This is a genomic window from Euryhalocaulis sp., assembly GCF_013911995.1.
GTDB classification, from domain to species: Bacteria; Pseudomonadota; Alphaproteobacteria; order Caulobacterales; family Maricaulaceae; genus Euryhalocaulis; species Euryhalocaulis caribicus.
In genome coordinates, this window is record NZ_JACESD010000001.1 from 1 (window position 1) to 12,027 (window position 12,027).

At 62.1% G+C, this 12,027-nt stretch carries 12 protein-coding genes and 1 pseudogene; 9 read left to right on the forward strand and 4 right to left on the reverse strand.

All coding sequences use genetic code 11. The features are described from left to right. The 3 genes and pseudogenes from H2040_RS00005 to H2040_RS00015 form a co-directional block, all read left to right on the forward strand. Positions 1-220 (forward strand): annotated as a pseudogene (locus H2040_RS00005) (hypothetical protein); the annotation flags it as partial. An 81-nt stretch (positions 221-301) separates the two neighbouring features. Next, positions 302-1,651 (forward strand): M48 family metalloprotease, encoded by a 1,350-nt coding sequence (locus H2040_RS00010; RefSeq protein WP_287153159.1) that lies wholly within the window; start codon positions 302-304, stop codon positions 1,649-1,651. 66 nt (positions 1,652-1,717) lie between these two features. Beyond that, positions 1,718-2,461, forward strand: coding sequence for a DsbA family protein (locus tag H2040_RS00015; protein WP_287153161.1), 744 nt, complete (start codon positions 1,718-1,720; stop codon positions 2,459-2,461). Here the strand turns inward: H2040_RS00015 and H2040_RS00020 are convergent, their stop codons facing one another. Then, entirely contained in the window at positions 2,462-3,259 is a 798-nt protein-coding gene (locus H2040_RS00020; RefSeq protein ID WP_287153163.1) for a thiazole synthase, read from the reverse strand. A gap of 3 nt (positions 3,260-3,262) precedes the next feature. After that, on the reverse strand, positions 3,263-3,463 hold the full coding sequence (gene thiS / locus H2040_RS00025; protein ID WP_287153171.1) for a sulfur carrier protein ThiS: 201 nt from the start codon (positions 3,461-3,463) through the stop codon (positions 3,263-3,265). Between the two features lie 74 nt (positions 3,464-3,537). Between thiS and aroQ the strand changes: the two genes are divergently transcribed. The 4 genes from aroQ to aat are packed head-to-tail and all read left to right on the forward strand — an operon-like array spanning position 3,538 to position 6,545. Further along, entirely contained in the window at positions 3,538-3,981 is a 444-nt protein-coding gene (gene aroQ / locus H2040_RS00030) for a type II 3-dehydroquinate dehydratase (protein WP_022697696.1), read from the forward strand. A 21-nt stretch (positions 3,982-4,002) separates the two neighbouring features. Further along, positions 4,003-4,497, forward strand: a complete 495-nt coding sequence (accB, locus tag H2040_RS00035; protein ID WP_287153176.1) for an acetyl-CoA carboxylase biotin carboxyl carrier protein — start codon at positions 4,003-4,005, stop codon at positions 4,495-4,497. A gap of 2 nt (positions 4,498-4,499) precedes the next feature. Continuing rightward, on the forward strand, positions 4,500-5,852 hold the full coding sequence (gene accC / locus H2040_RS00040; RefSeq protein ID WP_287153178.1) for an acetyl-CoA carboxylase biotin carboxylase subunit: 1,353 nt from the start codon (positions 4,500-4,502) through the stop codon (positions 5,850-5,852). A 9-nt stretch (positions 5,853-5,861) separates the two neighbouring features. Next, a complete protein-coding gene (gene aat, locus H2040_RS00045; RefSeq protein WP_022698974.1) occupies positions 5,862-6,545 on the forward strand; it encodes a leucyl/phenylalanyl-tRNA--protein transferase in 684 nt (227 codons plus the stop codon). On the opposite strand, the gene H2040_RS00050 is transcribed toward aat, so the two are convergent. Together H2040_RS00050 and H2040_RS00055 are read right to left on the reverse strand one after the other, a co-directional pair. Next, on the reverse strand, positions 6,449-7,066 hold the full coding sequence (locus tag H2040_RS00050; protein WP_287153182.1) for a DUF2155 domain-containing protein: 618 nt from the start codon (positions 7,064-7,066) through the stop codon (positions 6,449-6,451). The two genes, aat and H2040_RS00050, sit on opposite strands and share 97 nt — an antisense overlap. 32 nt (positions 7,067-7,098) lie before the next feature. After that, the gene (locus H2040_RS00055; RefSeq protein ID WP_241762267.1) at positions 7,099-7,578 is read right to left on the reverse strand and encodes an NADH:ubiquinone oxidoreductase subunit NDUFA12; all 480 of its coding nucleotides are present in this window, start codon (positions 7,576-7,578) and stop codon (positions 7,099-7,101) included. Between the two features lie 189 nt (positions 7,579-7,767). Between H2040_RS00055 and H2040_RS00060 the strand changes: the two genes are divergently transcribed. Together H2040_RS00060 and H2040_RS00065 are read left to right on the forward strand one after the other, a co-directional pair. Beyond that, positions 7,768-11,439: a vitamin B12-dependent ribonucleotide reductase gene (locus tag H2040_RS00060; RefSeq protein WP_287153186.1), complete on the forward strand. Its 3,672-nt coding sequence runs from the start codon at positions 7,768-7,770 to the stop codon at positions 11,437-11,439. 65 nt (positions 11,440-11,504) lie between these two features. Beyond that, a complete protein-coding gene (locus tag H2040_RS00065) occupies positions 11,505-12,002 on the forward strand; it encodes a pentapeptide repeat-containing protein (protein ID WP_287153188.1) in 498 nt (165 codons plus the stop codon). Positions 12,003-12,027 lie beyond the last annotated feature (25 nt).

The window sequence follows — 12,027 nt, forward strand, 5'->3', positions numbered from 1 at the left end:
GGTTATAGACTTCCCGGAACCCAAGCAGGAACAGACCGAGAAGCCCAAACCCAAGCCGCGCTCGCGCCGCAAGCCGAAGGCTGAACCGGACACGGAGAAAGCTTCAACGGATGCGTCTTCCGGCAAGGCGTCCGCGAAGGACGACAAGAAGGAAACGGAATCCGTTGGCGGCGATGAGGCCGAGAGCAAGCCGCGCCGCCGGGGCTGGTGGCAACGCTGAGCGCGCCTGAAACCGTGATTGGCGTGTGATCGGCGCTTCGCTACGATACTGTTGTCGGGGGACTTAAGACTTGGGACGCTTATGATACGCGCTTCAATAGCCCTGATTTCCTGTCTTGTTGTGATGGTCGCCGCGCCGGCGCACGCGCAATCGCTGATCCGCGACGCGGAAATCGAGGCGATGCTGTACGACTATGGCGACCCGCTTTTCCGGGCCGCCGGTCTGCGCAGCGAAGATATCGGCATCTATATCGTCGCCGATAACTCGATGAACGCCTTTGTCACGCGCGGTCAGAACGTATTTCTGAATACCGGGATCATTCTGGAAGCCGATACGCCTAATCAGCTTCAGGGCGTGATGGCGCATGAAACCGGCCATATTTCCGGCGGTCACCTTCTGCGCATGGGCGAGGCCCAGAGCCAGGCGATGACCACCATGTTCCTGACCATGGGGGTCGGGTTGCTGGCCGTTCTGGCGGGCGCGCCAGACGCGGGCGCCGCCGTGATGGCGTCCAGCCAGCAATTCGCCGCCCTCAATTTCATGACTCACACAAGGGTCCAGGAATCAAACGCCGACCAGGCCGCTATTGAGTTCATGGAAACCGCCGGCATCTCACCGGAAGGCATCGTCGGATTCTTCGAGCGGTTCCGTCATGAAGAAGTGCTGGCCGAACGCCAGCAGTCCCCCTATTTCCGCACTCACCCCCTCTCCTCCGCGCGGATCGCGGCGCTGCGCAAGAAGATTAGCGAATCCGACTTCCGCGACTATCGCGACAGCCCGGAGGAAATCGCGCGCCTGCAACTGGTTCAGGGCAAGATTTACGGGTTCCTTGAAACGCCGCAGCGCGTTTTCCGCGTCTATAAGCGCGATGATGACTCCATGCCCGCGCGCTATGCCCGGGCTGTCGCGCTCTACCGCTCAGGCGCGCTGGACAAGGCCGTGGAGGAAGTCGATTCCCTGATCCAGTCTGATCCCGACTATCCCTACTTTCACGAGCTGAAGGGGCAGATGTATTTCGAGAGCGGAAAGGCGAATCTGGCCATTGAGCCCTACCGTAAATCCGTGGAGCTGGAGCCCGATCAGCCGCTTCTCGAGATCGGACTGGCGCAGTCGCTCATCCGGCACGGCGAAAATGACGAGATCGAGGAAGCCATCGGCCTGCTCAAGAAGTCGCTGCGCGCCGAACACGATAACAGCTACGCCTGGTACCAGCTGTCGCTGGCCTATAACGCGCAGGGAAAGACCAGTCTGGCGCAGCTGGCGGTCGCCGAGCAATCCTTTGCCTCGGGCGATTTGCGCCGCGCCGCCATGTTTGCCCACCGCGCCAAGGAAGGGCTGGAAACCGGTACGCTGGACTGGCGCCGGGCCAGCGATATCTTGTCGGTCAGCGAACCGATGCTGCGCGCGGCAGCTGAACAACGCCGGCGCTGAGCCATCACTATCCGCCGCTTTGATTGCGGCGTCCTAATGAAAACAGATACCCGGAAAGCTACTGCAATGATGAAGCGTATCGCCGTACTCGCCGTTTCGGCCTGGTTCGTGGCCGCCTGCGGCTCACAGGCCGAGCAATCCGCGCCGGCCAGCAAGGACGAAGTTCAGGAAGTTGTCCGGGAATATATCCTCGAAAATCCGGAAATCATTCGCGACGCGCTGATCGAGCTTCAGCGCCGCGAGAACGCCAAGGCGATGGAAGACGTTCGCAAGGCCGCCGTCGCCAACAAGGACCGGCTGCTGGATGACCGCGCCCCGACGCTGGGCGCCGAAACGCCGGAAGTCACGATCGTCGAGTTCTTCGATTATAACTGCTCCTACTGCCGCCTGTCCGCCGGCTGGGTTCAGGAAACGCTGGAGGCCCATGATGACCGCGTCAAAGTGGTGTTCCGTGATTTCCCGGTTCGCGAATCCTCCACCGGCACCTCCGTCGAGGCGATGAAGGCCAGCCACGCCGCCCGCGAACAGGACAAATACGCCGCTTTCCATTTCGCGCTTATGGGGGCGACCGACCGGCTGACCAGCGAGCGGATCGACGAAATCGCCGAATCCGTTGGCGTCAATGTCGAGCAGATGCGCGCGGACATGGAGTCCATGGACGTCGACGATCTGATCAATGACACGATGGTGCTGGCCGCCGAGATCGGCGTCGAAGGCACGCCCTTCTATGTCATCGGTGATCAGGTGGTCCCCGGCGCCAATATCGAGATGCTCGAAGACGCGCTGGAATCCCAGCTGTCCGGAAGCTGATCAGATCAGGCCGGCCAGCGGGCTGGACGGGTCCGCGTATTTCTTTTTGGACATGCGTCCCGCCAGATAGGCTTCCCGCCCCGCAATGACCGCGTGCTTCATGGCGCGCGCCATGCGCACGGGCTCTTTCGCCTCGGCGATGGCGGTGTTCATCAGAACGCCGTCACAACCCAGCTCCATGGCGATGGCCGCGTCAGACGCCGTGCCCACGCCCGCATCCACGATTACAGGCACCTTCGCCTCTTCCACGATCAGCCGGATATTCACCGGGTTCTGGATGCCGAGTCCCGATCCGATGGGCGCGCCCAGCGGCATGATCGCGCAACAGCCAATCTCTTCGAGTTTCTTCGCGTAAACCGGGTCATCGGAGCAATAGACCATGACCTGGAAGCCATCCTTGATAAGCATCTCCGCCGCGCGCAGCGTTTCCGCCATGTCTGGATAAAGATGCTTGGGGTCGGAAAGCACTTCCAGCTTCACCAGATCCCAGCCGCCGGCTTCGCGCGCCAGGCGCAGCGTGCGCACCGCGTCCTCGCCCGTGAAACAACCGGCCGTGTTGGGCAGAAATGTGTATTCGTCGGGGCTGATATGATCGACCAGCATCGGCTCGTCCGGATTGGTCAGGTTCACCCGGCGCACGGCGACCGTGATGATCTCCGCGCCCGATGCGCGCAGCGCGTCGGCGTTCTGCGCGTAGCTTTCATACTTCCCGGTTCCGATGATCAGGCGCGAATTGAACTCCCGCCCTGCAACACGCAGCGTATCCGCTTGCGAAATGGATTTGCCGTCGTCAGGCATGGCTCAGCCTCCGCCGATGAAGTGAACAATCTCGATACGGTCCTCCGCCTGGAGCACCGTATCGGCGTAGCGCGACTTCGGAACGATCTCCAGATTGCGTTCAACCGCAACCTTGCGCAGCGGAATTTCCAGATGCGCAAGGAGGCCCTCGACGTTAAGCCCGTCCGGCACGTCAGAGCTGTCGCCGTTCAGCATGATCTGCATTACATCCCGCTCCGTGTTGGCGCCGCGGCCCGCCCCGGATAAAAGCGGTGCGAGTCACATTGTAAGGCGGCCTGATGACCGTTCTTGTCTACATCCTCAATGGCCCCAATTTGAACCTGCTGGGGCAGCGCGAACCGGAGTTTTACGGCTCCGGCACGCTGGATGATCTGCGCTCCGCTTGCGAAACGCATGTAAAGGACATGGGCGCGACACTGGAATTCCGCCAGACCAATCATGAAGGCGAACTGATAGACTGGCTGCAAGAGGCTGGCGAGCGCGCCGACGCGGTGGTTTTAAATCCCGCCGGTCTGGGCCATACCTCCGTGGCGCTTCATGATGCGGTCAAGGCTATAGACGCGCCGGTCATCGAAGTTCATCTTTCACAACCCGCCGCCCGTGAGGCGTTCCGGGCTCACAGTTACGTTTCCAGCGCCGCGAAGGGAACAATTAGCGGCTTTGGACAGCTAAGCTATTTGTTAGGGTTAGACGCCGCGCTTGCAGAAGCGGCAAAAACTTGACCCGCAATAACGGGATTATCGATGTCTTCTGACGATACCGCCAAAAAGCCGATCGATCCGCAAATCGTGCGTGAACTGGCTGAAATCCTGAATGAGACCGATCTCATGGAGATCGAGGTCCGTCAGGATGACCTGAAACTGCGCCTGTCGCGGAGTTCCAGCGTTGCCGCGCCCGTAGCGGCTGCGCCCGCGCCTGTTGCGGCGCCCGCCCCTGCGCCTCAGGCCGCGGCCCCGCAAGGCGGCGCCGAAGCCGCCCCGGCCGAACCTGATTTCGATAATCACCCCGGCGCGGTGAAATCGCCCATGGTCGGCACGGTCTATCTGCGCCCCAGCCCGGACGCGGACGCCTTCGTGAAAGAAGGCGACAGCGTCAATGAAGGCGACACCATCCTGCTGATCGAGGCGATGAAGACCTTCAATCCCATCGCCGCGGCCAAATCCGGCAAAGTCACCCGCCTGCTCGTCACCGATTCCCAGCCGGTGGAATTCGGCGAACCGCTGTTCACGATCGAATAGGCATGTTCGAGAAGATCCTTATCGCCAATCGCGGCGAGATCGCCCTGCGCATTCATCGCGCCTGCAAGGAAATGGGCATCGCCACGGTCGCCGTGCATTCAGAGGCCGACGCCAACGCCATGCATGTGCGCCTGGCCGATGAAAGCGTGTGCATCGGCCCCGCCCAGGCCGCGCAAAGTTATCTGAAAATCCCGAACATCATCGCCGCCGCGGAAATCACCGGCGCGCAGGCGATTCATCCGGGTTACGGCTTCCTCTCCGAAAACGCCAAATTCGCGGAAATCGTGGAGGCGCACGACCTCGTCTTTATCGGTCCGACGCCCGATCATATCCGCCTGATGGGCGACAAGATCGCTGCCAAGAAGGCTGTGGCCGAGGCGGGCATCCCCACCGTGCCGGGGTCTGATGGCGGCGTGGAAACCTTCGAGGATGCAAAGAAGGTCGCATCCACGATGGACTTCCCGGTGCTGATCAAGGCCGCCTCCGGCGGCGGCGGCCGCGGCATGAAGGTGGCGCAAACGCCGGATCAGTTGAAAGAGGCCTTCGATACGGCCCGCGCCGAGGCGATGGCCGCCTTCGGCGACGACGCCGTCTATATCGAGAAATATCTCGGCAAGCCGCGCCATATCGAGATCCAGATCATCGCGGATGAACATGGCAATGTGGCCCATCTGGGCGAGCGCGACTGCTCCCTGCAGCGCCGCCACCAGAAAGTGCTGGAAGAAGCTCCCTCGCCCGCGCTGAGCCAGGAACAGCGCATGGAGATCGGGGAAATCACGCGCCAGGCCGTGGCCAAGCTGGGCTATCGCGGCGCCGGCACCGTGGAATATCTCTATGAGGACGGAAAATTCTACTTTATCGAGATGAATACCCGCCTTCAGGTGGAGCATCCCGTCACCGAAGCGATCACCAATATCGACCTGGTGCGCGAACAGATCCGCATCGCCGCCGGCATGCCGCTCTCCTTCAAACAGGAGGACGTGCAATTCAATGGCTGGTCCATTGAGTGCCGAATCAATGCCGAGGATCCGCGCACCTTCGCGCCCTCGCCCGGAGAGGTCACGGACTTCCACGCGCCTGGCGGCCTTGGCGTGCGTCTGGATTCCGGCCTTTACGCCGGCTACCGGATCCCGCCCTATTATGACAGCCTGATCGGCAAGCTGATCGTGCGCGGCGCCACGCGGGAGGAAGCCCTGATGCGGCTCCGGCGGGCGCTGGGCGAAATGGTCATCAATGGCGTGAAAACGACCGGGCCGCTGTTCGAGGAACTGTTGCACGAGCCCGATTTCATCAGCGGAGACTATAATATCCGCTGGCTGGAAAACTGGCTCAGCGAGACCGAGCCCAAGTCGTAACAGGATACCATGCGCGCTTTCGGACCCGACGCCCTGCTGAATTGCTACAGGCGCGGCGTGTTTCCCATGGCGGAGAACCGTGACGATCCGCGGCTTTTCATCATTGATCCGGATCAGCGCGGCGTCTTCCCGCTGGAGGCGTTTCACGTTCCCCGCCGACTACGGAAGACGGTGCGCAATACCGATTGGCGCGTGGTCTGCGATGTCGATTTCCGCTCCACGATCGAGGCCTGCGCGGAAGAAACCGCAGAGCGCGACGCCACCTGGATCAATGACTGGATCGTCGATCTCTATTGCGAGCTGCACGAGCGCCAATGCGCGCACAGCATAGAGGTCTATGACGGCGGCAATCTTGTCGGCGGGCTTTACGGAGTCAGTCTCGGCGGCGCCTTTTTTGGCGAATCCATGTTCAGCCGCGCCACGGACGCCTCCAAGATTGCGCTGGTTCACCTAGTCGCCCGGCTCAAGCTGGGCGGTTACCGCCTGCTGGACGCGCAATTCATCAGCGACCACCTGCTTCAGTTCGGAGCGAAGGAAATCGGCCGCGCGGATTTTCTGGACAGGCTGGCCCCGGCTCTGGAAGCCGAAGCGGCCTTTTACTCGGCCTCGCCAGCCGGTTCCGGCATGACAGGACGCTCGGCGATCACGCATTCCACCGGCCAGACATCGAAAACCGGATGCTCCAGTCCGTGAAGACCGGGGCTGGAGCCCAGCATCCAGCCTGAGAAGATTTTCTCGCCATACTGCGTGGTTTCAAGACCATCCAGGCGGCGGTCGAAAATTTCCAGGAACACGAAGGTTTCCGGAATGAACTCCGGCGGACGCCGCGAACAATAGCGGGCGATAACCGTCAGCGAACCAAAGCGGATCGGCTGATCGAACTCAGCCTGAAAGTCCGTCACGCTGGCCGTCACCTTGTTCAGACCGCGCATCTGCACGCGCTCGCCGGCGACCACGGACTCAAACGTCTCTTCGGTTTCGTCTTGCGGCAGGCCGAACAATTCCTCGATGGATTGCTCTTCTGCCGGGTCCGCGTCAGCTTCGCCTTGCTGTTCCTCGCCGATCGCAGGCTGATCGGACACGAAGCCCTGATCGCGTTCGGATTCTGGCGGCGCTTCCGGCGCGAATTCCGACTCGTCGGGCAATTCCTCGACATCCTGCGCAAGCGCGGGCGTGGCGAGAAGCAACAGGGCCGGAAGAACAAATCGAACCATGATCGTGAATTTCTGCTTCCAGTAGGGCGAACTTATGGCGCAACCGGCGCGCGGTCGCGGTCAGCCGGCTCCACCTCGCCCGCGTCCGGGTTCCAGGACTCGTAATCGCTGGATGTCGGCGCGCGGTCCTCTGACCGCCACAGGCTGCCGCGCGGGCGGTAAGCCCACAGCGTTCCGGTCAGGTTCGGCTGATGCTCGGTTTCCCATTTCTGGCGGCGCAGCGGGGCCTCGCTGGGCGCTTCCGCGAACGTGTGGTGCAACCAGCCGTGCCAGTCGGACGGCACGCGGGAGGCGTCGGCATAGCCGTTATAGACCACCCAGCGGCGCGGACGGCCGTTAAAGCTGGCGCCCTTCTTCTGTTCGAAATAGCGGTTGCCGTAATCGTCTTCGCCCACGAAGCGCTGCCCGCGGAGCGTCCAGAGCAACCCGATGGTCGCGCCTTCCCACCAGGCAAAAATGCGTTTGATGAAGAGCATGTCGTCCTGCGCCGTCTGATCGGATGGTGAGTGCATTGATTGCGCGCGAATATGGCCTCTCAGCGCGGCTTGGTCCAGCGCGGCGCGCGGTGAGAAAAGAACAGCGCAATTTCATCAAGATATAGCGCATTCGACATCAACAATACCTATATCTGTTGCGTGGAAGGCGCGGACCGCTAGGCTCGGGAATCTGGCGCGAAACGCAGAAAAATGGGACATTAGGGCATGCGTATAGACCGGGTTTTCACGAAGGACGTCGCCGACCCCTATCACGGGATCGCGTTTGAACCGCGCCATTGCGAACTGCGTGACGCCGATGGCGAGGTCAATTTCGTCCTGGATGAGGCGATTTTCCCGGCCGGCTGGACCCAGACGGCCTGTGATGTTCTGGCGCGCAAATATTTCCGCAAGGCCGGCATTCCGGCCTTCACCGCGCCCGACCCGAAAGACGAATCGCCGGACTGGCTGAAGCGAAGCATCGCAGATCAGGCCAAGCTGGACGCCCTGCCCGAGTCAGAGCGGAAAACCGGCGAATCCGACGCCCGCGCGGTTTTTGACCGCCTCGCCGGCGCCTGGACATGGTGGGGCTGGAAGCTCGACTATTTCGATAGCGAGGACGACGCCCGCGCCTTCTTCGATGAGCTGCGCTTCATGCTGGCGCACCAGATGGCCGCGCCCAACAGCCCGCAATGGTTCAATACCGGCCTGAACTGGGCCTATGGCGTCACCGGCGACGCCCCCGGCCATTTCGCGCCTGATCCCGTCACCGGGGAAGTGCGCCCGGTCGAAACCGGGTTCGCCCGGCCACAGGTCCATGCCTGTTTCATTCAAGGCCTCAAGGACGATCTCGTCGGCGAAGGCGGGATCATGGACCTCTGGACGCGCGAGGCGCGCCTGTTCAAATACGGCTCCGGCGCCGGCACGAATTATTCGTCTCTGCGCGGCGAAGGCGAGCCGCTGTCGGGCGGCGGCGAATCCTCCGGCCTGATCAGCTTCCTGCGCGTGGGCGACCGCGCGGCGGGCGCCATCAAGTCCGGCGGCACCACCCGCCGCGCGGCCAAGATGGTGGTCGTGGACGTCGACCATCCGGACATCGAGGATTTCATCGACTGGAAGGTCAGCGAGGAATCCAAGGTTGCCGCGCTGGTCGCCGGCTCAAAGGTCCTGCGCCGCCGTCTGCCCGCAATCCTGCGCGCCTGCATCAATTGCGACGGCGATGCTGCTGACTGTTTCGACCCGGCCAAGAACGCGGCCCTGAAGCGCGAAATCCGCGCCGCCCGCCGCGATGGCGTGCCGGAAGGCGCGATAGCGCGCACGCTGGAACTGGCTCAGCAAGGCGTCGAAGATCTGGATCTGCCCGATCTGACGGTCGACTGGGACTCCGGCGCTTACGCAACCGTTGCCGGGCAAAATGCTAATAATTCCATACGAATAAGCGATGAATTTCTGGCATCAGTCGAACATGATGAAACATTCGATCTGATCCGGCGCACCGACGGGGCGGTGGCGAAATCGATCCGCGCCCGCGATCTGTGGAATCGCATGGGGCGCGCCGCGTGGACTTGCGCCGATCCGGGCGTGCAGTTCTCCGACACCATCAATGCCTGGCACACCTGCCCGGAAGACGGCGATATCCGCGCCTCCAATCCGTGTTCGGAATATCTCTTTCTCGACGATACGGCCTGTAACCTCGCCTCCCTGAATCTGGTGAAGTTTCTGGACGAGGATGGCGGCTTCGATACGGCCGCATTCGAGCACGCCAGCCGACTCTGGACGACCGTGCTGGATATCTCGGTCTCCATGGCGTCCTACCCGTCGAAATCTATTGCGGAGCGGTCCTGGACCTATCGCACGCTGGGGCTGGGCTTTGCGAACCTCGGCGGCCTGCTGATGCGCTCCGCCCTGCCCTATGACAGCGACGAGGGCCGCGCCGCCGGCGCCGCGATCTCCGCCCTGATGGGCGCGGCGTCCGCCCGCGCCTCGGCAGAGATGGCGGAAACGCTCTCGCCGTTCCCGGGCTTCAAGAAAAACCGCAAGGCCATGCTGCGCGTGATGAAAAATCACGCCCTCGCCGCCGCTGGTGAAGCCAACCTTGCCGCCTATGACGGCCTGAATATCGCGCCTCAGCCGCTGGACCATCAAAGCTGCCCGTTCGGCAATGTCAGCGCCCGCGCGGCGCAGCTCTGGGGCGAGGTGGTCGAAAAGGGAAAGAAGCACGGCTTCCGCAACGCCCAGTTCACCGCCATCGCGCCCACCGGCACGATCGGCCTGGTCATGGATTGCGATACGACCGGCGTCGAACCGGACTATGCGCTGGTCAAATACAAGACGCTGGCCGGCGGCGGGGCCTACAAGATCGTCAATGACGCCATTCCCGCCGCGCTGCAGCGCCTTGGCTATGACGACAACGAAATCGCCGATATCTGCGCCTATGCCGTCGGGCGCGCGACGCTGAAAGGCGCGCCGACGATCAATCATGAATCGCTGCGGCGTAAGGGGTTCAGCGATCACGAAATCCAGATTGTCGAGAAGGCTCTGAAAAGCGCGTTCGATCTGCGCTTCGTCTTCACGCCCTGGCAGCTCGGCGACGGCTTCTGCAAGGACGTTCTGAGCCTAAACGACGAACAGATCGCCACGCCCGGCTTCGACCTTCTGAAAGCCATCGGCTATACGCGCGACGAAATCCAGCAGGCCAATGTCTGGGCGTGCGGCGCAATGACCGTTGAAGGCGCGCCCTTCCTGAAAGATGAGGACCTGCCGGTTTTCGATTGCGCCTCGCCCTGCGGGCGGCTCAGCCAGCGTTATCTGTCAACGGAGTCGCATATCCGCATGTGCGCGGCTGTTCAGCCCTATGTCTCTGGCGGCATTTCCAAGACGATCAATATGCCGCATTCGGCCACGATCGACGATTGTTCGGACGCCTACAGCCTGTCCTGGCGCCTCGGCCTGAAATCCAACGCCCTCTATCGCGACGGATCCAAACTGTCCCAGCCGCTCAATACGGCGGTGTTTGGCGACGCCGAACTGGACGATATCGAGGACGCGGCGGAAGAGAACGCCACCGAAAAAGCCGCCCGGACCGCCGAACGCATTGTCGAAAAAGTGGTGGAGCGGGTCGTGGAGCGGCCCGCCGAACGCCGGCGCCTGCCCCACAGACGTAAGGGCTATATCCAGAAAGCCACAGTCGGGGGTCACAAAGTCTATCTGCACACCGGCGAATTCGATGATGGCGAGCTGGGCGAAATCTTCATCGACATGCACAAGGAAGGCGCCGCTTTCCGCAGCCTGATGAACAATTTCGCCATCGCGATCTCTATCGGCCTGCAATATGGCGTGCCGCTGGAGGAATATGTCGACGCCTTCGTGTTTACCCGTTTCGACCCCGCCGGGCCGGTTACGGGCAACGATTCGATCAAGCACGCGACCTCGATCCTCGACTATCTGTTCCGCGAACTGGCGGTTTCCTATCTTGGCCGGGACGATCTGGCTCATGTTCACCCCGGCGCGCATGACGGGCTGGGCGGCGGAGAACGCGAAAGCGCCATGCTGAAGGACGTGGATGAGACCGCACAGCGTTATATTTCGCGCGGTTTCAGCCGCGGCCTGGCGCCCGCCAACCTCATTCAGCTGTCCGATCACACCGCGCGCCGCGGCAATGACCGCGACGATGAGGATGGCGAGGCCGGAATAGAGGCGGAAAACGACGCCGGGGAGAGCGAAATCGAAGCCAGCGGCGGCGGTTCCGGCGCATCCCGCGTGATCATCGGCGGCGATTCCGAATCCCGAAGCCGTGGCTATACGGGCGATCCCTGCCCCGATTGCGGGCATTTCACCCTTGTTCGCGCCGGGGCGTGCATGAAATGCGACACGTGTGGAGCCTCCACCGGCTGCTCATGAGGGCTCCGGCGTAAGGATTGCTATTCACTCTGCACGCGAATTTCATCGTGCAGGAGCGTAAGAAAATGACACGGTTTTCGGTTTTTCTGGCGGCATTGGTGACGGTTTCGACCGGTTTCGGGGCGCATGCCCAGGATCCCGGACAGATTGAAAGCGTGCGCAACGGCGCGAAATCCTGCACTGGCTGCAATCTCTTCCAAGCCGATTTCGCCTATCAGTCCATTACGGACGCCAATCTGTCGGGCTCCCGCCTGCGCCAGGGCGATATGACGGCGGCCACGATGGACCGCACCAATTTCAGCGGCGCAAACCTGTCGGTGGTCGAGGCGTTCGGCGGCCGGTTCACGCGCGCCAGTTTCGCAAACGCCGACCTTAGCGACGCCAGCTTTGTCGGGGCGTATCTTGGCTACGCGAATTTTGCCGGCGCCCGCATGACCGGCGCGGTACTCTCGGGCGCTAATCTGGAAGGCGCGCGGGGCCTGACCCAGACTCAACTGAACGAAGCATGCGGTGATTCAGGCACGATCCTGCCCAGCGGACTTCGTGTTCCCTATTGCGGATAACGCCTGAATTACAGCAATTTAAGTC

Excerpts from the sequence above, each read along its gene's own strand:
- accC (WP_287153178.1), top strand. The coding sequence starts at position 4,500 with ATGTTCGAGAAGATCCTTATCGCCAATCGCGGCGAGATCGCCCTGCGC.
- H2040_RS00010 (WP_287153159.1), top strand. The coding sequence starts at position 302 with ATGATACGCGCTTCAATAGCCCTGATTTCCTGTCTTGTTGTGATGGTC.
- H2040_RS00020 (WP_287153163.1), bottom strand. The coding sequence starts at position 3,259 with ATGCCTGACGACGGCAAATCCATTTCGCAAGCGGATACGCTGCGTGTT.
- H2040_RS00065 (WP_287153188.1), top strand. The coding sequence starts at position 11,505 with ATGACACGGTTTTCGGTTTTTCTGGCGGCATTGGTGACGGTTTCGACC.
- H2040_RS00060 (WP_287153186.1), top strand. The coding sequence starts at position 7,768 with ATGCGTATAGACCGGGTTTTCACGAAGGACGTCGCCGACCCCTATCAC.
- H2040_RS00055 (WP_241762267.1), bottom strand. The coding sequence starts at position 7,578 with ATGCACTCACCATCCGATCAGACGGCGCAGGACGACATGCTCTTCATC.
- aat (WP_022698974.1), top strand. The coding sequence starts at position 5,862 with ATGCGCGCTTTCGGACCCGACGCCCTGCTGAATTGCTACAGGCGCGGC.
- aroQ (WP_022697696.1), top strand. The coding sequence starts at position 3,538 with ATGACCGTTCTTGTCTACATCCTCAATGGCCCCAATTTGAACCTGCTG.
- H2040_RS00050 (WP_287153182.1), bottom strand. The coding sequence starts at position 7,066 with ATGGTTCGATTTGTTCTTCCGGCCCTGTTGCTTCTCGCCACGCCCGCG.
- thiS (WP_287153171.1), bottom strand. The coding sequence starts at position 3,463 with ATGCAGATCATGCTGAACGGCGACAGCTCTGACGTGCCGGACGGGCTT.
- H2040_RS00015 (WP_287153161.1), top strand. The coding sequence starts at position 1,718 with ATGATGAAGCGTATCGCCGTACTCGCCGTTTCGGCCTGGTTCGTGGCC.
- accB (WP_287153176.1), top strand. The coding sequence starts at position 4,003 with ATGTCTTCTGACGATACCGCCAAAAAGCCGATCGATCCGCAAATCGTG.